The 21,885-nt window shown below is 72.2% G+C and carries 17 protein-coding genes and 1 tRNA gene; 13 read left to right on the top strand and 5 right to left on the bottom strand.

Going from position 1 to position 21,885, the window contains the following annotated elements:
- The first annotated feature begins 5 nt into the window (after window positions 1–5).
- The 4 genes from ABZ490_RS26780 (at window position 6) to ABZ490_RS26765 (ending at window position 5,300) form a co-directional block, all read left to right on the top strand.
- Window positions 6–962 carry a sugar ABC transporter permease gene (locus ABZ490_RS26780; protein WP_358994830.1) on the top strand — a complete coding sequence of 319 codons (957 nt, stop codon included), beginning with the start codon at window positions 6–8 and terminating at the stop codon, window positions 960–962.
- Window positions 959–1,831, top strand: a complete 873-nt coding sequence (locus ABZ490_RS26775) for a carbohydrate ABC transporter permease (RefSeq protein WP_358994827.1) — start codon at window positions 959–961, stop codon at window positions 1,829–1,831. The genes ABZ490_RS26780 and ABZ490_RS26775 overlap by 4 nt, the downstream gene beginning before the upstream one ends.
- A 37-nt stretch (window positions 1,832–1,868) precedes the next feature.
- Window positions 1,869–2,471 (top strand): hypothetical protein, encoded by a 603-nt coding sequence (locus tag ABZ490_RS26770; RefSeq protein WP_358994824.1) that lies wholly within the window; start codon window positions 1,869–1,871, stop codon window positions 2,469–2,471.
- 93 nt (window positions 2,472–2,564) lie between these two features.
- A complete protein-coding gene (locus ABZ490_RS26765) occupies window positions 2,565–5,300 on the top strand; it encodes a Tat pathway signal sequence domain protein (RefSeq protein WP_358994821.1) in 2,736 nt (911 codons plus the stop codon).
- 7 nt (window positions 5,301–5,307) lie between these two features.
- On the opposite strand, the gene ABZ490_RS26760 is transcribed toward ABZ490_RS26765, so the two are convergent.
- Window positions 5,308–7,620, bottom strand: a complete 2,313-nt coding sequence (locus tag ABZ490_RS26760; protein WP_358994817.1) for a hypothetical protein — start codon at window positions 7,618–7,620, stop codon at window positions 5,308–5,310.
- A gap of 102 nt (window positions 7,621–7,722) precedes the next feature.
- Here ABZ490_RS26760 and ABZ490_RS26755 point away from each other — a divergent pair, with 102 nt between their 5' ends.
- Both ABZ490_RS26755 and ABZ490_RS26750 read left to right on the top strand, forming a co-directional pair.
- Window positions 7,723–8,169: an SRPBCC family protein gene (locus tag ABZ490_RS26755; protein ID WP_358994814.1), complete on the top strand. Its 447-nt coding sequence runs from the start codon at window positions 7,723–7,725 to the stop codon at window positions 8,167–8,169.
- Window positions 8,170–8,208: 39 nt separating this feature from the next.
- Window positions 8,209–8,280, top strand: a tRNA-Val gene (locus ABZ490_RS26750).
- 55 nt (window positions 8,281–8,335) lie between these two features.
- Here ABZ490_RS26750 and ABZ490_RS26745 read toward each other — a convergent pair.
- A complete protein-coding gene (locus ABZ490_RS26745) occupies window positions 8,336–9,061 on the bottom strand; it encodes a 3'-5' exonuclease (RefSeq protein ID WP_358994811.1) in 726 nt (241 codons plus the stop codon).
- Window positions 9,062–9,274: 213 nt separating this feature from the next.
- On the opposite strand from ABZ490_RS26745, the gene ABZ490_RS26740 reads away from it, so the two are divergent.
- The 3 genes from ABZ490_RS26740 to thrS all read left to right on the top strand — a co-directional run bounded on the left by ABZ490_RS26740 (window position 9,275) and on the right by thrS (window position 13,163).
- Window positions 9,275–9,841, top strand: a complete 567-nt coding sequence (locus tag ABZ490_RS26740) for a DUF4365 domain-containing protein (RefSeq protein ID WP_055633424.1) — start codon at window positions 9,275–9,277, stop codon at window positions 9,839–9,841.
- Window positions 9,838–11,064, top strand: a complete 1,227-nt coding sequence (locus tag ABZ490_RS26735; RefSeq protein WP_358994808.1) for a hypothetical protein — start codon at window positions 9,838–9,840, stop codon at window positions 11,062–11,064. The genes ABZ490_RS26740 and ABZ490_RS26735 overlap by 4 nt, the downstream gene beginning before the upstream one ends.
- Window positions 11,065–11,186: 122 nt before the next feature.
- Window positions 11,187–13,163: a threonine--tRNA ligase gene (gene thrS, locus ABZ490_RS26730; protein WP_358994805.1), complete on the top strand. Its 1,977-nt coding sequence runs from the start codon at window positions 11,187–11,189 to the stop codon at window positions 13,161–13,163.
- A 28-nt stretch (window positions 13,164–13,191) separates the two neighbouring features.
- Here the strand turns inward: thrS and ABZ490_RS26725 are convergent, their stop codons facing one another.
- Window positions 13,192–13,860, bottom strand: a complete 669-nt coding sequence (locus tag ABZ490_RS26725) for a potassium channel family protein (protein WP_358994802.1) — start codon at window positions 13,858–13,860, stop codon at window positions 13,192–13,194.
- 67 nt (window positions 13,861–13,927) lie between these two features.
- Here ABZ490_RS26725 and ABZ490_RS26720 point away from each other — a divergent pair, with 67 nt between their 5' ends.
- The gene (locus tag ABZ490_RS26720) at window positions 13,928–14,485 is read left to right on the top strand and encodes an HIT domain-containing protein (protein WP_358994800.1); all 558 of its coding nucleotides are present in this window, start codon (window positions 13,928–13,930) and stop codon (window positions 14,483–14,485) included.
- Window positions 14,486–14,606: 121 nt separating this feature from the next.
- On the opposite strand, the gene ABZ490_RS26715 is transcribed toward ABZ490_RS26720, so the two are convergent.
- Both ABZ490_RS26715 and ABZ490_RS26710 read right to left on the bottom strand, forming a co-directional pair.
- Entirely contained in the window at window positions 14,607–16,259 is a 1,653-nt protein-coding gene (locus ABZ490_RS26715) for a hypothetical protein (RefSeq protein ID WP_358994797.1), read from the bottom strand.
- A gap of 186 nt (window positions 16,260–16,445) precedes the next feature.
- Window positions 16,446–18,641 carry an elongation factor G-like protein EF-G2 gene (locus ABZ490_RS26710; protein WP_358994794.1) on the bottom strand — a complete coding sequence of 732 codons (2,196 nt, stop codon included), beginning with the start codon at window positions 18,639–18,641 and terminating at the stop codon, window positions 16,446–16,448.
- Window positions 18,642–18,878: 237 nt separating this feature from the next.
- Here ABZ490_RS26710 and pgsA point away from each other — a divergent pair, with 237 nt between their 5' ends.
- From pgsA to ABZ490_RS26695, 3 genes are read left to right on the top strand one after another with little or no spacing between them, the layout of a single operon-like run.
- Complete coding sequence (pgsA, locus tag ABZ490_RS26705) at window positions 18,879–19,616, top strand: phosphatidylinositol phosphate synthase (RefSeq protein ID WP_358995157.1); 738 nt, start codon at window positions 18,879–18,881, stop codon at window positions 19,614–19,616.
- Entirely contained in the window at window positions 19,613–20,533 is a 921-nt protein-coding gene (locus ABZ490_RS26700; protein ID WP_358994791.1) for a phosphatidylinositol mannoside acyltransferase, read from the top strand. The genes pgsA and ABZ490_RS26700 overlap by 4 nt, the downstream gene beginning before the upstream one ends.
- On the top strand, window positions 20,530–21,702 hold the full coding sequence (locus ABZ490_RS26695; RefSeq protein WP_358994788.1) for a glycosyltransferase family 4 protein: 1,173 nt from the start codon (window positions 20,530–20,532) through the stop codon (window positions 21,700–21,702). Before ABZ490_RS26700 ends, ABZ490_RS26695 begins: the two co-directional genes overlap by 4 nt.
- The last annotated feature ends 183 nt before the right edge of the window (window positions 21,703–21,885 follow it).

Here is a 21,885-nt window from a genome sequence, read left to right as displayed (position 1 = left end):
CCACCATGACGCTCGTCAAGGAAGCGCCCGCACGCCCGGCCGGGAAACGGTCCGCCGTTCCCGCCGCCAGGCGCCGCGGGCGGCGCCGCGAGAACCTCGCCGGCTATCTCTTCATGTCGCCGTGGATCGCGGGATTCCTGCTGCTCACGGCGGGGCCGATGATCGCGTCGCTGTACTACGCGTTCACCAGCTACAACCTCTTCACGCCCCCCAAGTGGGTCGGGCTCGACAACTTCACGACGATGTTCCAGGACCCGCGCTGGCAGAAGTCGGTCGAGGTCACCCTGAAGTACGTCGTCGTGGCCACCCCGCTGAAGCTGCTGCTGGCGCTCGGCGTGGCGCTGCTGCTCGCGCAGAAGCGGCGGGGGCAGGGCCTGTACCGGGCCGCGTTCTACATGCCCTCGCTCATCGGCGCCAGCGTCTCCGTCGGCTTCGTCTGGCGGGCGCTGTTCTCGGACGACGCGATCGTGGACCGCACGCAGAAGATCTTCGGCCTCGACGTGGGCGGCTGGATCGGCAATCCGGACTACGTCCTCTACGCCCTGGTGGCCCTGAGCATCTGGCAGTTCGGCGCGCCGATGGTCATCTTCCTGGCCGGTCTCAAGCAGGTCCCGCAGGAGCTGTACGAGGCGGCCGAGATGGACGGGGCCGGACCCGTCCGGCGGTTCTGGAACATCACGCTGCCGATGATCTCCCCGGTGCTGTTCTTCAACGTGCTGCTGGAGTCCATCCACGCGTTCCAGGTGTTCGGCTCCGCGTACGTCGTCTCCGACACCCGGTGCGGGCCCGCCGACGCCACCCTCGTCTACACCTGTTACCTCTACCAGAAGGGCTTCAAGGAGGCCCAGATGGGCTTCGCCTCCGCGATGGCCTGGACGCTGGTGGTCGCGGTGGCGCTCGTCACGGCGGTCCTGTTCTGGTCGCAGAAGAAGTGGGTGCACTACGAGGAGGCCGCCAAGTGACCACCGCCACCAGCCCTGTCGCGCGCACCGCGAACGAGCGGCGGCGCGGCGGCTCGATCGCCTGGCACCTGGGCGCGCTCGCCGTCCTCGCGGTCGTCCTGTACCCGGTGATCTGGGTGCTCGGCGCCTCGTTCAAGCCGAGCAAGGACATCGTCGCCAGCATCGACCTGCTGCCCACCAAGCCGGTCTGGGCGAACTTCTCCGGTCTCGCCGACGGCATCTCCGGCATCTCCGTCAGCAGCTTCTTCATGAACTCGCTGATGTACGCCGTCCTCGCCGTGGTCGGTGTGGTCCTGTCCAGCTCGCTGACCGCGTACGCCTTCGCCAAGATCCGGTTCGCCGGGCGGAACCTGCTGTTCACGCTGATGATCGGCACGCTGCTGCTGCCGTACCACGTCCTGCTCATCCCGCAGTACGTGCTGTTCCGCAAACTGGAGCTGATCGACACCCTGGTGCCGCTCGTGGCGGGCAAGTTCCTGGCCGTGGAGGCGTTCTTCGTCTTCCTGATGGTGCAGTTCATGCGCGGGCTGCCGCGCGAGCTGGACGAGGCCGCCCGGCTCGACGGCTGCGGACACCTGAGGATCTACTGGTCCGTCGTGCTGCCGCTGTGCCGCCCCGCCCTCATCACCAGTGCCATCTTCACCTTCATCAACGCGTGGAACGACTTCATGGGGCCGCTGATCTACCTCAACACCCCCTCCAAGTACACCGTTTCGCTCGGTCTGATGATGTTCCGCGACCAGGAGGGCATCTCCGACTACGGCAGCATGATCGCGATGTCGCTGGTGGCACTGGTGCCGGTCATCGCCTTCTTCATGGCCTTCCAGCGCTATCTCATCGACGGCATGGCCACGTCCGGACTGAAGTGAACCGAGTGAACTGAGTGAAAGGGCTGAGGCGGTCGCCATGGCGCAAGCACGGGTGAGGGCACGAGTGAAGGCGCGCAAGGCGTCCGTGTTCGGCGAGCGCTTCGCGCTCTTCGCCGAGACGCTGCTCACCGGCGTGTGGATCGCCGTGGCCTGCCTCGGCCTCGTCACCTACCCCGCGGCCCTCGCGGCCGGCGCCCGGCATCTGCGGCGCCGTACGCGCCACGAGGACGGCGGGCTGCGGGAGTTCGCCGCCGACTTCCGCTCCGCCCTGCGCGGCGGCTGGCTCGTCGGCGTCGCCGGCTGGGCCGCGGCCGCCGCGGTCCGGGTGGACGTCCAGGCCGCGCGGGCCGGGATCCCCGGCGGGCCGCTCGTCGGGGCCGTGGGGCTGTTCGCGCTGCTCGGGCTCGTGGTGGCGGGGCTGCGCGCGGCGGCGGTGTGGGAGCCGGGCCGGTCCTGGCGCACGCTGCTCGCCGAGGCGGCCCGGCGGACCGTGCGCGACCCGGCCGGATCGTTTCTGCTCGTCGCCGGACTGGCCGTCGTGGCCCTGTCCGGCTGGGTGGTCGCCCCGCTGGCCGTCCCGGTGCTCGGGGCGGTCGTGGCCGCCGCCGTCGCCGTGGAGGAGCGCCGGCGCACCCGCTGAACCCCCGAGGTCGGCGTCCCCTCCGGTGGCGCCGCACCTCCCCCTGTCATGCCCCTGATCAGCTGACCCGTCAGACTCGGGAAAGGAAAGACGATGTCTCCCATCCCCCGCAGGTCCCTCCTCAAGGCGGCGGCCGTCGCCGGCGCCGCCGCCCAGTTCTCCTGGGCGCTCGGGACCAGGGACGCCGAGGCCGCGCCCCGGGCCGCGGCGGCCGACGCGGATCCGGTGACCCTGGACTGGCTGGAGGACGGCGGCCTCGGCGCCGCCCCCGGCTCCACGCTCGGCGTGCCCTGGCCGATGGGCGCGTTCCAGGAGGACCAGACCTTCGCGCTGACGGACGCCGACGGCAAGGACGTCCCCGTCCAGTCCTGGCCGATCGCCTACTGGCCGGACGGCTCCCTCAAGTGGACCGCGCACGCCGTCAGCCAGGGCTCCGGCAAGCTCACCCTCGCCGCCGGCGCCCCCGCCGCACCCGACAAGAAGGTCACCGTCGACCGGAGCGGCGGCACGATCGACGTCTCCACCGGTGTCATCACGGTGAAGATCGGCAAGGACGGCGCCTCGCTCGTCAAGTCCGTCAAGCGCGGCTCCACCGAGATCGCCAGGAACGGGCGGCTGGTCCTGATCCGCCAGCCCGAGATCGAGGACGAGGACCAGGGCACGGTCAGGACCGAGCGCTTCGAGGGCGCCATCGGCGAGGTCACCGTCGAGCAGGAGGGCCCGGTTCGCGCGGTCGTCCGCATCGACGGCAAGCACCGCAAGGGCAGCCGCAGCTGGCTGCCGTTCTCGATCCGCCTCTACTTCTACGCGGGCGCCGACTCCTTCCGTATGGTCCACACGATCACGTACGACGGCACCCAGGAGCCCGGCAAGGCCTCCGGCGACTTCATCCGCGGGCTCGGGGTCCGCTTCACCGTGCCGATGCGCGACGCGTCGTACGACCGCCACATCCGCATCGGCGGCGAAGGCACCGGTCTGCTGCGCGAGGCCGTCAAGGGCATCACCGGTCTGCGCCGCGACCCCGGCGCCGCCGTGCAGGCCGCCCAGTACGCGGGGGAGAAGCTGCCCGACCCCGCCACCTGGGACCAGCGGGTCACCACCCGTCTGCAGTACATCCCCGAGTGGGGCGACTACACCCTCTCCCAGCTCTCCGCCGACGGCTTCACCCTGCGCAAGCGCACCAAGAAGGGGCACGGCTGGATCGGCGCCGGCGGCGGCGGGCGGGCCTCCGGCTTCGGGTACGTCGGCGGGGCGGGCGGCGGATTCTCCTTCGGGCTCCGGGACTTCTGGGAGCGGCACCCCTCCCAGCTCGACATCCGCGACGCGCACACCGACGCCGCCGAGGTCACCCTCTGGCTCTGGTCCCCCGAGGCCCAGCCCATGGACCTGCGCTTCTACCACGACGGCATGGGCCAGGACACCTTCGCCGAACAGCTCGAAGGCCTCAACATCACCTACGAGGACTACGAGCCGGAGTTCGGCACCCCCTACGGGATCGCCCGTACCTCCGAACTGCTGTTCTGGGCCAACGAGTCGACGCCGACCCCCGCGCGGCTCGCCGAACAGGTCGAGGCCGTACGGGTCCTCCCGCAGCTCGCCGCCCCGCCGAAGCAGCTCGTCAAGGCGAAGGTCTTCGGCCCGGGCCTGTACTCCGAGCCGGACCGCTCCACCCCCGCCAAGGCGAAGATCGAGGACCACCTCGACTTCCTCTTCACCTACTACAAGGGCCAGGTGGAGCAGCGCCGCTGGTACGGCTTCTGGGACTACGGCGACATCATGCACACCTACGACACGGTCCGGCACCAGTGGCGGTACGACATCGGCGGCTACGCCTGGGACAACTCCGAGCTGTCCCCGGACCTCTGGCTCTGGTTCGCGTACCTGCGCTCGGGCCGCGCCGACATCTTCCGCTTCGCCGAGGCGATGACCCGGCACACCGGCGAGGTGGACGTCTACCACATCGGCCAGTGGGCGGGCCTGGGCACCCGGCACGGGGTCCAGCACTACGCCGACAGCGCCAAGCAGCAGCGCATCGCCAACACCACCTACCGCCGCTACTACTACTTCCTCACCGCGGACGAACGCGTCGGCGACCTCATGCACGCCAACGTCGACTCCGACGAGACGTTCCTCGCCCTGGACCCGCTGCGCAAGATCCGCACCGAGCCGTACACCCCCGACCGGCACGCCCTGTCGATCGGCTTCGGCACCGACTGGAGCGGTCTGGTCTCGGCGTGGCTCACCGAGTGGGAGCGCAAGGGCCCCAAGTGGGAGAAGGCCAGGGCGCGCGTGCTGTCCACGATGGAGACGATCGCCGCCCAGCCCAACGGCTTCGTCCAGGGCAGCGGCCTGTACGACCTCGACACCGGGAAGTTCGCCGTGGCCACCACCCCGGTCGTCGGCGTCTCCCATCTGTCCGCGGTCTTCGGCCTCAACGAACTGTGCGCCGAGCTCATCCACCTCGTCGACATCCCGGCCTTCAACGCGGCCTACTTCGACTACTGCCGCTACTTCAACGCCACCAAGGCCGAGCAGGCGGCGCGCTACGGTTCCAACTTCGGCACCCTGCTGCTGTTCCAGGGCCACTCCCGCCTCGACGCGTACGCCGCCGTGCAGACCGGCGACGAGGCGCTCGCCAAGCGGGCGTGGACGAAGTTCTACAGCTCCGACGGCTACACCGAGTCCTCGCCGTGGAAGACGGAACAGGTCAGCGGCCCCGCCGCCCTGGTCGCGGGCAGCGAGGCCGCCTGGGTGTCCACCAACGACACCGCTCTCTACGGCCTCGCCGCCATCGAGAACCTGGCCCTCCTCGGCGACAAGATGCCGTAACCGGCGCTCAGTTCATCCGCCCCAGGACCTCCCGCACCTTCCGGACGTCCCGCAGCCGCCGCTCGTACGTCGCCCCGAGTACGAGCAGCAGCAGTCCGGCGAGGGCGGGGGGCACCCAGCGGGGGAGCGCGTCGGCGGCCTGGACGAGATACGGGGCGAGTTCGTGCAGCGCGTCCAGGACGAGCACCGAGCCGCCGAGCACCAGGAGCGACTGGAGCCGGTGCCGGGCGCCCAGGAGGGTGACCAGCAGCGCGGCCGCGCCCAGCAGCAGGGGGCGGGTCCACTCCGGGTCGCCCCAGGCCGCGGCCAGGCTCGGCAGGAGGGTGGCGGCGAGGCCGGGGCCGTACGCCGTCCAGGACGAGGACCGCGGGTCACGGCGCCGGCGCACCGCGCCCACCAGCAGCGCGGGGACGGTGACCGGCAGGGTGTACGCCTCCGGGACGCCCACCTGCCAGGCCGCCAGCCGCACCCAGGCGGCCAGGACGAACAGGACGACGGCCGCGTGGCCCACGCGGCGCCGGTCCGGACGGACGGCCGTGCCCGCGGCGATCACCGCGCACAGGGACAGCACCAGGGCGAGCAGGGGCAGGTCGGGGAGCGCCAGGCCGATCGCGACCAGGCCCGCGACGGCACCCGTGATCTCCACCGTGAGCGTGGTGGCGGGGTCGGCGATCCGGGGCGCGAGCAGGGCGGCCGTCGCCGGGACCACCAGGACCAGCAGGGCGATGTGCTCGGGCCGCCAGCCGGCCGAGGCGCCCACCGCGCAGGCCAGTGCCGTGGCGTACCCGAGGGCAGCGGCGGCCGGCACCGGGGCGGGCCGTCCGCGCCGGGCGGCCGCCGCGAACACGGCGGTCAGCGCGGCCAGGACGCCGAGGGTGGCCGGCTCGGCGGCCAGGGAGAGGAGGCCGAGGCTGAGCGAGGTGGCCACGGCGAGACCGGCGGCCAGGGGAGTGCCGCGCCACAGCAGCGCCGCGACCAGCAGCCCGAGCAGCGACAGGCCCGCCGGGTAGGGCAGGGCGAGCGCGGCCGGGAGGGCGATCGCCGCCGCCCAGGCCGGCACGAGCGCGTACGGACGCCACCGCGCGTCGCCGCGGGCCGCGAGCAGCGCGGCGACCACGACGAGGACCAGGGGAGCGGTGGCCGCGTGCGGCGGCCAGACCGCGTCGGCCGTCACCGCCGTCCGCGCGTCCTCGGGCGCTCCCGCCCAGACACGGCCCAGCCACACCGCCGGTCCCAGCAGCGCGACACCCGCCGCGGGCACCGCCCACAGCACGGCGCCGCCCTGCACGGCGTACGAGGCCAGGGCGAGCCCCCGGCGGACCGGCGCCGTGCCCCGCGCGACCGAGAGCAGCACGATCCCGCAGGCCAGATACGCGGGCACGACCCACGCGCCGGGCAGCGACACCCGCAGGACACCGCCGGCCCCGGCGACCGCGCACAGCCCGGCCGCCGTCGCCGTACCCATGGCGACGGTGGCGACCGGAGTGAACCGCGCGACAGCCAGGGCGATGGCCGCCGCGAGCAGGAGGAGCGCCGCCGCACGGGCGGCGGCGCCCGGACCGGACGCGTCCAGCGAGAGCACGGCGGACGCGAGCACGCCGCAGCCGCCCACCGCGAGGGCGCACACCAGGGCGACCGGCCGCAGGGGCCGCGCGGACACCCGCAGTGCGACCGCGGCGTCTCCCGCCGCCGTCAGCAGCAGCGCCGCCGTCACCGCGTACGGCCCGCCGTCCGCCGCCACCACCCAGAGCGGCAGCGGGAGTTGGCCGGCCACCAGGGCGGCCGGACGGGGCAGCCGCAGCCCGCCGAGGGCCGTGCCGTACGTCGCCCAGAGCGCCGCGAGCACCGTCGAGGCGAGAGCCGTGTACGTGACGCCGTCCGCCGTGGCGAACGCGGCCTCGTACAGGGCGTAGGCGTCCAGGACCGTGAGGGCGAGGCCGAGCCCCGCGACGGACTCGGCGGTCGAGCGCAGCCCGCGCCGCAGCAGCGCCACCGGGGCGCCCAGCACGGCCAGCGTGACCCCGCCCAGCACCAGGGAGCGGCCCGTGATGCCGAGATGGCCCCAGCTGACCAGGGTGAACACCATCGCCGCCACGGTGAGCAGCACCCCGCCGAGCAGCAGCAGGACGTTCTGCACACCGGGTGCGGTGGTCTCCGGACGGGGAGAGGGGGAAAGCGGCGCGGGCAGGGGCCGTACCGGCTGGAGCACGGAGACCAGCCAGGCCCGTCGGGCCAGCAACTGGGCGCGCCGGGCGTCCAGTCGGTACAGCTCGGCATCGAGGATCCGCAGTTCCTCGGCCGGGGGCGGAAGGGACGTCATGCCAGGAGTGTGGGGCGCGTCACTTTCGCACGGCATGCGTACGGGTACTCAGACCGTACTCAAATGCCGTCCGGCGGACCCCCGTACCGGCACACTCGGCCCATGGACTGGACCCGTTACCGCTTCCTCAGCCTGTGGGCCCTGCCCGCACCGCCCGCCGCCGTGTACGCCGAGCTGGAGCGGGCCGAGGACTATCCGCGCTGGTGGCGCCAGGTCCGTGAGGTGAACCGGCTCGACGACACCACCGGGGTCGTCCGCATCCGCTCGCTCCTGCCGTACGACATCACGTTCACCGCGCGCGAGACGCTGCGCGATCCGGCGGCGGGCGTCCTGGAGATCGCGATGTCCGGCGACATCGAGGGCTGGGCCCGCTGGACGCTCACCGCCGGCGGCCCCGGCACGCTCGCCCGCTACGAGCAGGTGGTCGAGGTGCACAAGCCGCTGCTCAGACGGTTCGCCGTGCCCGGGCGCGCGCTGTTCCGGGCCAATCACCGGCTGATGATGCGGGCCGGGCGGCGCGCCCTGGCGGCCCGGCTGGAAGCGGTTTGAAGGAAGCCTGCGGGGACCTGTATTGTTCAGTCCGTTCCCGGGCGATTAGCTCAGTGGGAGAGCGCTTCGTTCACACCGAAGAGGTCACTGGTTCGAACCCAGTATCGCCCACCGGGAAAGAGCCGGTCCGCGTATCGCGGGCCGGCTCTTCGCATGCCGGGCCCGGCTAGGCCGCCGCCGGCAGGTCCGGGCGGACCGGCCAGGACGTGTCCACCGTCTCCGGGTTCCCGCTGCGCGCGAACCACGCCTGGAGGCCGCGCGCCTGCGCCGCGAACCACGTCGTCTGGAGCGCGTGCAGCTCCGCGGGGGAGAGCCGCTCCAGCCGCGCCGAGAAGCGCCGGCCCACGGCCCGCACGACCTCCAGCGCGGCCAGCGCGTCCGCCGCCGCGTCATGCGCGTCGGCCAGCGACACGCCGTAGTGCCCGCAGAGGTCGGTCAGCGTGCGCCGGCCCTTGCGGTAGCGGTCCAGATGCTTGTCCAGCACCCGGGGGTCCAGCACCCGCAGCGGCGCCGGTTCCAGCCAGTGCCCCAGCGACGAGGCCCGGTGCCGGCGCAGCTCGCGGTCCAGCAGGGTCAGATCGAACGGCGCGTTCATCACGACCAACGGCCGTCCCGCCGCCGCCTGTTCGGCGAGCAGCTCGGCTATCTCGAACATCACCGGCGCCGGCCAGCGGCCGTTGCGCTGGAGATGGTCGTCCGTCAGCCCGTGCACCGCCGTCGCCTCGGCGGGCACCGGCACGCCGGGGTTCACCAGCCAGCGGCTCACCCGCGGCCGTACCCCCGGCGCGTCCTGGACGACGAGGGCGGCCGACACTATCCGGTCGGCCTCCACGTCGACGCCCGTCGTCTCCGTGTCGAAAGCGGCCAGCGGGCCCTCGTACCAGTACGACATACCAACACAACCCCTCGTTCACCCACGGCAGCTGACGCACCGTCTTCTGCCCGTTTGGTGATACCCGGGCTGTTTGCGCACTACGCCGGAAGGACACAACAGGAGTACGGGTCTTTGCAGTTCAGCGGCCCGCGGCGGGATTCACTCGGTATTCCATTCGATTTCACTCGGCCCGGTTCCGGGCATCTCACTTGTCGTGGAAGGCAGTTGGTCATGGCGATAGCGCAGCCCGAGCGGGGCGGGCTGCTGCCCGAACAGACGGGCCCCCATCGCGGCACACTCGCCACCACCGCCTGCATGGAGACACTGCAGGTCGGGTACTTGCACGCGGTCGCGGCGGCCGCCGGCTGCTCGCTGTCCCAGCCGTTCCCGGACAACGGCATCGACTGGCACGTCAGTCACAGCGCCCCCGGGCACACCGTGGACGACGAGGTCACCATCAAGGTGCAGCTCAAGGCCACCTACCAGATCCCGCCCGGTCCGCCGGGCCGGTTCTTCTCCTTCACCCTCGACAACGACCACCTGCGCAAGCTCGCCCGCACCCCGGTGTCGGTGCACAAGATCCTGGTCGTGATGATCGTGCCCCGCTCGCAGGACCAGTGGCTGCGCGCCGGACACGACCGCCTCGACCTGCGGCACTGCTGCTACTGGGTCAATCTGGCCGGCCACCCGATCACCGGGCGGACCCGGACCACCGTGCGGATACCGACCTCACGCATCTTCGACGACCGGGCCCTGTGCGAGATCATGACGCGGGTCGGGACGGGAGGCAGACCATGACCCACCGGCCCCACGACGAGCCCCTGAGGGCGGTACGGCCGCACCCCGAGCTCTGCTGGGACCGGGCCCCCGAGCCCGGCGAGGTCGACCCGGCCGTCCTCGGCGCCCTGCTGCGCCGGCACGGCTGGCAGCGGCGCGGCGGCGCCGCCGGACGCTACGGCCGCTGGACCCCACCCGGGCCCGGCGCGGGCGGCACGAGTCTCCTCGTGCCCGAGAGCCGGGCCTTCCCCGACAGCGACGACCTGCTCGGCGAGGCGCTCCAGGCGCTCGCCCGCAGCGGCACGCCCTCCGCGCGCGAGGTGCTCGTCGGGCTCGCCGTGCCCAGCGACGAGATCCGCTGGTGGCGCGACACCCCGCACGGGCCCGCCGGGGCCGCGCCCTGGACCGTCGAGGAACAGCTGCGCGGCGCCGCCCGCCAGATGCTCCTCGCCGGCGCGCTCGCCACCCGCGCGCGGGCCGGCTACTACGGAGCCCGGCACCGCAGGGCCGCGTCCGCGCTGCTCGACCAGGTCCTGGTCGGCTCCGGGAGCGGCGGGCGCCGGCTGACCGCCTTCGTGCCGGCCGACGCGATCCGCCCCCTCGCCGTCCGTCTCCACCAGGCCCTCTACGCGGTCCGCGAGGCCATCGACTACCAGCGGGCCACCGGCGGCATGGACGCCTTCGACGGCGCCGTGGAGGCCGGCGCGAGCCGTGAGCTCACCGACGCGCTGATCGCCCTCGTGCGCGGCACCGAGGGCGCCCGGGTCGCGGTGGAGTGGTCCCCGGCCGCCGGAGTGCCCGAGGACTGCGCCGCCACCAACGAGCCCGTCGAGTTCTCGCCCGGCGACCTGCCCGTGCTGCGCGAGGCCGGCGCCCGCTATCTGCGCGAGGAACCCGCCGTGTCCGTGCGGATCACCGGCACCGTGGTCCGGCTGCGCCGGTCGGGGCCGCGCGGAGAGGGCAGCGTACGGCTGCGGGTGCTCGCCGGCGCCGAGATCCCGCACGTCCGGCTCACCCTCGACGAGGAGGACTACCGCACCGCCGGCCAGGCCCACCTCGTCGGACTGCCGGTACGGGTGCAGGGGCGGCTGGAGAGCCGGGGCGGCTTCCGCAGGCTCACCGGCGCCTGCGGGGTCGTACCCGTCCAGGTCGACGACGCCGAGCGGGACCGGCTGATGAAGTCCCTCCAGGAACATCTCGACTTCTTCGAGGAGGCCTGCGGCGGGGAGTACGACGGGGACTGAGCCCGCTGCGGGGCAGGGAGGACAGGGGCTGATTTCGCGGTCGGGGGGTCGCGGTCGGTACGATCCCCTATTGCGCGCGCTCCCGGTATGGCGCCGCACCCACCTGCAGTCAGGAGAGACCGGTGTCAGACGTCCGTGTGATCATCCAACGCGATTCCGAGCGGGAAGAGCGCACGGTGACGACGGGCACCACGGCCGCCGACCTCTTCGCCGGCGAGCGTTCCGTCATCGCCGCGCGCGTGGGCGGCGAGCTCAAGGACCTGTCGTACGTGCTCACCGAGGGCGAGGAGGTCGAGGGCGTCGAGATCTCCTCCGAGGACGGCCTCAACATCCTGCGCCACTCCACCGCGCACGTGATGGCCCAGGCCGTGCAGGAGATCTTCCCCGAGGCCAAGCTGGGCATCGGCCCGCCGGTCAAGGACGGCTTCTACTACGACTTCGATGTCGAGAAGCCGTTCACGCCCGAGGACCTCAAGGCCATCGAGAAGAAGATGCAGGAGATCCAGCGGCGCGGTCAGCGCTTCGCCCGCCGGGTCGTCACCGACGAGGCCGCCCGCGAGGAGCTCGCGGACGAGCCGTACAAGCTGGAGCTGATCGGCCTCAAGGGCTCCGCCTCCTCCGACGACGGCGCGGACGTCGAGGTCGGCGCCGGTGAGCTGACGATCTACGACAACCTCGACGCCAAGACCGGCGAGCTGTGCTGGAAGGACCTCTGCCGCGGTCCCCACCTGCCCTCCACCCGCCTCATCCCGGCGTTCAAGCTGATGCGCAACGCGGCCGCCTACTGGCGCGGCAGCGAGAAGAACCCCATGCTCCAGCGCATCTACGGCACCGCCTGGCCGTCCAAGGACGAGCTGAAGGCGTACCTCGACTTCCTCGTCGAGGCCGAGAAGCGCGACCACCGCAAGCTGGGCGCCGAACTCGACCTGTTCTCCATCCCCGAGCAGATCGGCTCCGGCCTCGCCGTCTTCCACCCCAAGGGCGGCATCGTCCGCCGCGTGATGGAGGACTACTCGCGCCGCCGCCACGAGGAGGAGGGCTACGAGTTCGTCTACACCCCGCACGCGACGAAGGGGAAGCTCTTCGAGACGTCCGGGCACCTGGACTGGTACGCCGACGGCATGTACCCGCCCATGCAGCTCGACGAGGGCGTGGACTACTACCTCAAGCCCATGAACTGCCCGATGCACAACCTGATCTTCGACGCGCGGGGCCGCTCCTACCGCGAGCTGCCGCTGCGCCTGTTCGAGTTCGGGACGGTGTACCGGTACGAGAAGTCGGGCGTGGTGCACGGCCTCACGCGCGCGCGGGGCTTCACCCAGGACGACGCGCACATCTACTGCACCCGTGAGCAGATGTCGGAGGAGCTCGACAAGACGCTCACCTTCGTCCTCGGCCTGCTGCGCGACTACGGTCTGACCGACTTCTACCTGGAGCTGTCCACGAAGGACCCGGAGAAGTTCGTCGGCTCCGACGAGGTCTGGGAGGAGGCCACCGAGACCCTCCGCCAGGTCGCCGAGAAGCAGGGCCTGCCCCTGGTGCCCGACCCGGGCGGCGCTGCCTTCTACGGGCCGAAGATCTCCGTCCAGACCAAGGACGCCATCGGCCGCACCTGGCAGATGTCGACCATCCAGCTCGACTTCAACCTGCCCGAGCGCTTCGACCTGGAGTACACCGGCACCGACGGAGCCAAGCAGCGCCCGGTGATGATCCACCGCGCCCTGTTCGGCTCCATCGAGCGGTTCTTCGCGGTGCTCCTGGAGCACTACGCGGGCGCCTTCCCGGCCTGGCTCGCGCCGGTCCAGGCGCTCGGCATCCCGATCGGCGACGGGCACGTGGAGTACCTGGAGAAGTTCGCCGCGGCCGCCCGCAAGCAGGGGCTGCGCGTCGAGGTCGACTCCTCCTCCGACCGGATGCAGAAGAAGATCCGCAACGCCCAGAAGCAGAAGGTGCCGTTCATGGTCATCGCGGGCGACGAGGACATGTCGAACGGCTCGGTGTCCTTCCGCTACCGCGACGGCTCGCAGGAGAACGGCATCCCGTTCGACGAGGCCATCGCGAAGATCGCGAAGGTCGTCGAGGAGCGGACCCAGGTCTGATCCGGCCGTGGGAGGGCCCCCGGGGAGTTCAGCTCTCCGGGGGCCCTCCGCCGTTCTCCCGGTCGCTCTCCAGGGAGAACACCTGGACCAGCCACGACGAGAACGAGCCCGTCACCGCGCCCAGCAGCGCGAGACCGCACGCCATCAGGCCCACCGCGATCGTCCGGCCGCCGGTCGTGACCGGGACGACATCGCCGTAGCCGACCGTGGTGAGCGTCGCGCACGCCCACCACAGCGCGTCCCCGAAGGTGTGCATCTCGGTGCCCGGAGCGTCCCGTTCCCGGTCGTAGACGGCGAGCGAGCACGCGAAGCCGAGCAGGACCGTCGTCAGCCCGGCATACGTGATCACCCGCGCGTACAGCGACAGCCGGGGCTCTCCGTGCCGGTGCTGGACGGCCTCGTACACCTTGACCACCCGCAGCGGGCGCAGCAGGGGCAGCAGGACGACCACCGTGTCCAGCTTGTGCGTGGGGACGAACCGCAGCCCCTGGCCGCTGAGCCGCCAGCGCACCCCGTAGTCGGCGGCGAACAGCGCCCAGGTGAAGGACAGCACCGCCGTGCACAGGTCCCGCCAGGCCTCCGGCAGACCCTGGGCGAGGACCAGGATCGCGTACATGGCGAGGAACACCAGCGAGGCGAAGGCGAGGGGGAGCTCGGTGCGCTGCTCCCAGCGGGCCTGACGGCTGAGTTCGTCCATCGGGCCAGCTTGGCCCGCCGGGCTTTTCCCCCAGCCCCGGCGACACGCCGCGAACGGGCGAAGCCATATGCTGCCTTGCATGACGAGTGAGCCGGAGCAGCAGATCGGAGTGGGGACGCAGGACGCGTTCCAGCGCCTGTGGACGCCCCACCGGATGGCCTACATCCAGGGTGAGAACAAGCCGACCGGCCCGGGGGCCGACGACGGCTGCCCTTTCTGCTCGATCCCGGCGAAATCCGACGAGGACGGGCTGATCGTCAAACGGGGCGAGCACGTGTACGCGGTGCTCAACCTCTACCCGTACAACGGCGGGCATCTGATGACCGTGCCCTACCGGCACGTCGCCGACTACACCGAGCTGACCGGTCCCGAGACCGTCGAACTGGCCGAGCTGACCAAGCAGGCGATGACGGCCCTGCGCACCGCGTCCGGCGCGCACGGCTTCAACATCGGCATGAACCAGGGGACCGTGGCGGGCGCGGGCATCGCCGCCCATCTCCACCAGCACCTCGTGCCCCGCTGGGGCGGGGACACGAACTTCATGCCGGTGGTCGGCCACACGCGCGTACTGCCGCAGCTGCTGGCGGACACCCGGAAGATGCTGGCGGAGGCCTGGCCGGCGTGAGTGTCAGCCCGGCCGGCGTTTGAGGACGAGGCCCCTTCAGGGCCGAAGCGGGGTCCGGGGGCGCAGCCCCCGGGGTCGGCCGCCCGGATCACCCGCACGGTTCGGCCTGACCGCCGGAGGCTCACGCGTCGTAGGTGTCGGCCTTGCGCGGGGACACTTCCTGTACGCCGCCGCTCATGACCGACGAGCGCGAGGTGAACTTCTCCAGGTCCACGTCGTGCTCCTTGAGGACCCGGAACGCGGCCCGGTGCACCGCGCGCAGCACCGGCGTGGCCGTGCGCAGCGCGTCGTCGGCCATGAAGCGGTGCCGCCAGGGCTGGTCGGCCCAGGCGTGCCGCAGGCCGAACGGCTCGGGCAGACCGATCGAGCCGCCGAGCCACTTCAGCAGCGGCGGGTACCAGCTGATCGTGGCACGCGCGGCCAGCCGGACCACCTCGTCGGTGGTGACCAGAGGCAGCTTGATCGTCCGCGTCTCCCAGAAGCGGACGGTCTTGGCGACCTCCTTGGTGGGGGCCTCCGGCTTGCCGCCGAACAGACCGTTGACCGGGCCCAGCGCATGCCCGGTGACCTCGATGCGCAGGGTCTCCTTGAGCACGGTCACCGTGACCATCATGGTGAGGACCAGGCTGCCGTTGTACAGATGCGGCCACTGCACGCCCAGGTAGTGACGGTCGCCGCCGTCGAACTGCTTGCCGTTGCAGATGTCCTCCACGGCCCGCGGCTTGACCTGGTACGCCTCGACGTCGGTCCCCTCGGGCCGGGTGACCTCCTTGGCGCCCTCGCCGACATGCGTGACGATCCAGTGCCGCACCTGCGGCTCGGGGAAGCCGCCGGTCTTCAGGCGCTGCCGGTGCAGCACCGTCAGCTCCTCGTGGATGGCGCGTACCACCGTCCAGCTGCGGAACTCGTGGACGCCCTTCACGGGGTCGACCGGGGTCAGCTCCTCCGCCAGGGACCACGAGCCCCAGCGGGTGCCCATGCCGAGTATGCCCTTGGGGCCTGCGTAGAAGACCGAGTTGGACTGCTGCTCGGCGCTGAGCCGGGCCAGGGACTGGCGCAGCTGCTCGGCCGCGGCCTGGTCGGGGCTGGTCGGCACCGCCTCGGGGACCTTCGCGCCGATACTGCCGCCGGACAGCAGCCCGCCCCAGCGCTCGCGCAGATCCTTCGCGGTGCGTTCGCAGACCCGCTGGGCCAGGAACCAGCCGGCCACCGGGGCCACGATGCAGCCCCGCGCGTACCAGCCCCAGAAGCCGGTGAACGGCATCCGGACCAGGAAGATCACGGCGAGGGCGGCGACCGCGACGAGGAGGCCGGTGCCGAGTCCGGACATCCGCTTGTTGTCCGTCTTGGCCATGCCGGCCCGGAGCTGGAAGACGAGCAGCCACACCAGCAGGCCGGGCAGGAAGAGCACCCCGCACAGCAGCATGATGCCGGTCAGCGTGATGTCGCGCTGCCGGCGGATGCGGGTGGCCGCGAGGCAGTGCTCGACGACGACCTGCGGCTCGCTGCCGAAGGACTGGATGAGCGGCTTGCGGCCGACGCCCAGCATGCGGTCGATCACCGCCTGGGAGTACGCCTCACCGAAGTTCGGCCGGAAGATCTTCGCCCACTTGCGGCCCTCGTTGACCGTCGACTGGTGCCATTCGTTGTCGGCCTTCTTGATCTCCTCCATCGGGGTGTCCCGGTACGCCGCCGAGGCGAGCGCGAGCGTCGGGCCCTGCCCCGCTCCAGCCGTCCGGGGCACCTGTGGCCCGAAGAAGTCCTCCACGGTCATTCCCGCCCCCACTCGCCGCGATCCCGCTCCTGCGGCCTTCCCGACTTCCGTACTCCGCACACCTGTTGATCAGGTCATCAGCGTATCTCCAGCCACCGACATCCGTCGGCGGACGGCCGAAGCCGCCCGCCGAACCGGAGGATCACCTTCCCCTCTGGTCACTTGAGACTCACGCGGCCCCAACCGCTAGCCGGCCGCCGCCTGTTGCCTGACCTTCTCGGCCACCTGCGGAGGCATCGGCTCGTGGCGGGCGTACGCCCGGTGGAAACGTGCCGTGCCGTGCGACAGCGAGCGCAGATCGACCGCGTACCGGCCGATCTCGATCTCGGGCACCTCGGCCCGTACGAGGGTGCGCCCGCCGGCCGTCTGCTCGGTGCCCAGCACCCGCCCGCGCCGCCCCGACAGATCGCTCATCACGGCGCCCACGTAGTCGTCGCCGACCAGCACGCTCACCTCGGCCACCGGCTCCAGCAGATGGATCCGCGCGTCGGCCGCCGCCTCGCGCAGCGCCAGCGCGCCGGCCGTCTGGAACGCGGCGTCGGAGGAGTCCACCGAGTGCGCCTTGCCGTCGAGCAGCGTGATCCGCACGTCGACCAGCGGATGCCCGCCCACGACCCCCCTGGCCGCCTGCGCCCGTACGCCCTTCTCGACGGACGGGATGAACTGCCGCGGCACCGCGCCGCCGACGACCTTGTCCACGAACTCGATGCCCGCCCCGCCCGGCAGCGGCTCCACCTCGATCTCGCAGATCGCGTACTGCCCGTGCCCGCCGGACTGCTTCACATGCCGCCCGCGCCCGGCCGACCGGTCGGCGAACGTCTCCCGCAGGGAGACCCGGTGCGGTACGACGTCCACCTGCACGCCGTAGCGGGCCCGCAGTCGCTCCAGGGCCACGTCCGCGTGCGCCTCGCCCAGACACCACAGCACCACCTGGTGCGTGTCCTGGTTCTGCTCCAGGCGCATCGTCGGGTCCTCGGCGACCAGCCGGGAAAGGCCCTGCGAGAGCTTGTCCTCGTCGGGCTTGCTGTGCGCCTGGATGGCGAGCGGCAGCAGCGGGTCGGGCATCTGCCAGGGCTCCATCAGCAGCGGGTCGTCCTTTGCGGAGAGCGTGTCGCCGGTCTCGGCGCGGCTGAGTTTCGCCACGCACGCGAGGTCGCCCGCGATGGCGTGCGTCAGTGCCCGCTGCTGCTTGCCGAAGGGCGCGGACAGGGCCCCGACGCGCTCGTCGACGTCGTGGTCCTCGTGACCGCGGTCGGCCATCCCGTGCCCCGAGACGTGCACCGTCTCGTCGGGGCGCAGGGTGCCGGAGAAGACCCGCACCAGCGAGACCCGGCCGACGTACGGGTCGGACGAGGTCTTCACGACCTCCGCGACCAGCGGCCCGGCCGGGTCGCAGAGCTTCAGCTCGCGCGGCCTGCCGTCGACCGTCGTCACCTGGGGCGCCGCACGCTCCAGAGGCGTCGGGAAGCCCCTGGTGATCAGCTCCAGCAGCTCGACCGTGCCGATGCCCTGCCGGGCGCCCTCGGCGGCGGGAGCGGCCGCCAGGACGGGGAAGAACGTGCCGCGTGCCACGGCCCGCTCCAGGTCCTCGATCAGCGTCTTCACGTCGACCTGCTCACCGCCGAGATAGCGGTCCATGAGGGTCTCGTCCTCGCTCTCGGCGATGATCCCCTCGATCAGCCGGTTGCGGGCCTCCTCCAGGTCCGGCAGCTGGTTCTCGTCCGGTTCGGCCTCCTTGCGCTCGCCCGAGGAGTAGTCGAACAGTTTCCGCGACAGCAGCCCGGTCAGCCCGGTCACGGGCGCGTGCCCGTCGGGCGCCGCGGCGCCGTGCAGCGGCAGATACAGCGGGAGCACGGCGTCCGGGTCGTCGCCGCCGAACGCCTGCGCCAGGAGCGGCGTCAGCTCCTCGAAGTCCGCGCGGGCGGCCTCCAGGTGCGTGACGACGATGGCGCGCGGCATGCCGACCGCCGCGCACTCCTCCCACACCATGCGGGTCGAGCCGTCCACGCCGTCCGAGGCCGAGACGACGAAGAGGGCCGCGTCCGCGGCGCGCAGACCGGCCCTGAGCTCCCCGACGAAGTCGGCGTATCCGGGGGTGTCCAGCAGATTGATCTTGATGCCGTCCCAGTCGACCGGCACCAGGGAGAGCTGTACGGAGCGTTGCTGCCGGTGCTCGATCGCGTCGTAGTCCGAGAGGGTGCCGCCGTCCTCCACGCGGCCCGCCCGGTTCACCGCTCCCGCCGTCAGCGCGAGAGCCTCCACCAATGTCGTCTTGCCCGATCCGGAGTGGCCGACCAGCACCACATTCCGTACGGACGCGGGATGGTCGGCCGCCGTAGCCCTGCCGGCGGCTCCGGGGTGGGTGTGTACCTTGTCGCCCATTTCTTGCCTCCCGTGCACGGTGAGGTCCTTGGGGGCGCGGGCACGACGGCCCCGCGTGCGATGGCGGCTCCGGCGACGCCCGCGGTCCTTCGAGCTTTCCACTCCCGTCACCGCGCGTCCATACGGCGGACCGCACGCCGGAGGGGACCGCCGCGACCGGGCCGTGACCCGGATGCCGTCGTGCTGTGACACGGGGTGCGGGTGCCCGCCCGTCGCACACACGCGCGCGTGGCTACGATGGGCCAGCCGGTGGCCAGCAGGGGCCACGCGGCCACACCGACCCTCGGGAAGGCCATGCTGAACAAGTACGCGCGTGCGTTTTTCACGCGTGTCCTCACGCCGTTCGCCGCATTTCTCATCCGGCGGGGGGTCAGCCCGGACACGGTCACCCTGCTCGGGACCGCCGGTGTGGTCGCGGGAGCGCTGGTCTTCTACCCCAGGGGCGAGTTCTTCTGGGGCACGATCGTGATCACGCTGTTCGTGTTCTCCGACCTCGTCGACGGCAACATGGCCCGCCAGCTCGGCCGGTCCAGCCGCTGGGGCGCCTTCCTGGACTCCACCCTCGACCGGGTGGCCGACGGCGCGATCTTCGGCGGCTTCGCCCTCTGGTACGCGGGCAACGGCGACGACAACGTCCTGTGCGCCGTCTCGATCTTCTGCCTGGCCAGCGGCCAGGTGGTGTCGTACACCAAGGCCCGGGGCGAGTCGATCGGCCTGCCGGTCGCCGTCAACGGGCTCGTCGAACGGGCCGAACGCCTGGTGGTCTCGCTGGTCGCGGCCGGGCTCGCGGGGCTGCACACCTTCGGCGTGCCGGGCATCCAGTACCTGCTGCCCGTCGCCCTGTGGATCGTGGCCGTCGGCAGCCTGGTCACGCTGATCCAGCGGGTCGTCACGGTCCGGCGGGAGTCGGCCGAGGCGGAGGCCGCGGCGGCCGTGCAGGACGATGCCTCGCAGGGGAGCGAGGCCGCGAAGTGAGCCCCCAGGAGCGCCTGACCGACGCGCTGTACGGCCTCGGCTGGAGCACCGTGAAGAAGCTCCCCGAGCCGGCCGCGGTGCGCCTCGGGCAGACCGTCGCCGACCTGGCCTGGAAGAAGCGTGGCAAGGGCGTACGGCGGCTGGAGGCCAACTACGCGCGCGTGGTGCCGGACGCGAGCCCCGAGCGGCTCGCCGAGCTCTCGCGCGCGGGCATGCGCTCGTACCTGCGCTACTGGATGGAGTCGTTCCGGCTGCCCGCGTGGAGCGAGGAGCGGATCAGGACCGGCTTCGACCCCAAGGACGTCCACCACCTCACCGACGGCATCGCCTCCGACCGGGGCGTCATCCTCGCCCTGCCCCACATGGCGAACTGGGACCTCGCCGGCGCCTGGGTCACCACCGCGCTGGAGACGCCGTTCACCACGGTCGCCGAACGCCTCAAGCCCGAATCCCTGTACGACCGTTTCGTCGCCTACCGCGAGGGCCTCGGCATGGAGGTCCTGCCGCACAGCGGCGGCACCGCCTTCGGCACCCTGGCCCGGCGGCTGCGCGACGGCGGGCTGGTCTGCCTGGTCGCCGAGCGCGACCTGTCCGCCTCGGGCGTGGCGGTGGACTTCTTCGGCGACACCGCGACGATGCCCGCGGGCCCGGCCCTGCTCGCCCAGCAGACCGACGCCCTCCTGCTCCCCGTCACGCTCTGGTACGACGACTCGCCCGTCATGCAGGGCCGCGTCCATCCCCCGGTCGAGGTACCCCAGTCAGGTACGCGGCCGGAGAAGACGTCTGTCATGACACAGGCGCTGGCGGACGCCTTCGCCTCGGGCATCGCCGACCATCCGGAGGACTGGCACATGCTTCAGCGGTTGTGGCGCGCGGATCTCGACCCCGCGCGCCCCGGTCCCGGGGGGACCGCGTGAGGATCGGCATCGTCTGCCCGTACTCCTGGGACGTGCCGGGCGGCGTCCAGTTCCACATCCGCGACCTCGCCGAGTACTTCATCCGGCTCGGCCACGAGGTGTCCGTCCTCGCCCCGGCGGACGACGACACCCCGCTGCCGCCGTACGTCGTCTCGGCCGGCCGCGCGGTCCCGGTGCCGTACAACGGCTCGGTGGCCCGGCTGAACTTCGGCTTCCTGAGCGCCGCGCGCGTGCGCCGCTGGCTGCACGACGGCTCGTTCGACGTCATCCACATCCACGAGCCGACGTCACCGTCGCTGGGCCTGCTGACCTGCTGGGCGGCGCAGGGCCCCATCGTGGCCACGTTCCACACGTCGAACCCCCGCTCCCGCGCGATGATCGCCGCGTACTCGATCCTCCAGGCCGCCCTGGAGAAGATCAGCGCGCGGATCGCGGTCAGCGAGTACGCCCGCCGCACGCTCGTGGAGCATCTCGGCGGGGACGCGGTCGTCATCCCCAACGGCGTCGACGTCGACTTCTTCGCCCGGGCCGAGCCCAAGTCCGAGTGGCAGGGCGACACGATCGGCTTCGTCGGCCGGATCGACGAGCCCCGCAAGGGCCTGCCGGTGCTGATGAAGGCCCTGCCGAAAATCTTCGCCGAGCGGCCGCACGCCCGGCTGCTGGTCGCGGGCCGCGGCGACGCGGAGGAGGCGGTGGCCGACCTGCCCAAGGAACTGCACGCGCGCGTGGAGTTCCTCGGCATGGTCAGCGACGAGGACAAGGCGCGTTTCCTGCGCAGCGTCGACCTGTACGTCGCCCCCAACACCGGCGGCGAGAGCTTCGGCATCATCCTCGTCGAGGCCATGTCGGCGGGCGCCCCCGTCCTCGCCTCCGACCTGGACGCCTTCGCCCAGGTGCTCGACCAGGGCGCGGCGGGCGAGCTGTTCGCCAACGAGGACGCGGACGCGCTGGCCGAGGCGGCCGTACGGCTCCTGGGCGACCCGGAGCGCCGTGCCGAGCTGCGGGAGCGGGGCAGCGCCCACGTCCGCCGCTTCGACTGGTCGACCGTCGGCGCGGACATCCTGTCGGTGTACGAGACGGTCACGGCGGGCGCGGCAGCGGTCGCCGCCACCGACGACGACCGAGGCGGCCCGGGCCTCAGAGCCCGCCTGGGCCTGGCCCGCGACTGAGGCGGAGCGGGCGGCGGCGGGCCACTTCGCCGCGGCCCAGGCCTGCGGTCCCTCGGTGTCGAGTAGGCCGCGGGGTTGCGTGGGGCGGGGTTCGGTCGGTGGCCGGCTGGGGCTTGGTCCGCGACTGATGTGGGGCGGGCGGCGGCGGGGTTGCGTGGGGCGTGGTTCGGCCGGTGGTCGGCT

This window comes from Streptomyces sp. NPDC005811, from assembly GCF_040630405.1.
Lineage (GTDB): Bacteria > Actinomycetota > Actinomycetes > Streptomycetales > Streptomycetaceae > Streptomyces.
The sequence above is the reverse complement of the archived record's forward strand: the minus strand, read 5'-3'. Positions and strand labels throughout refer to the sequence as shown.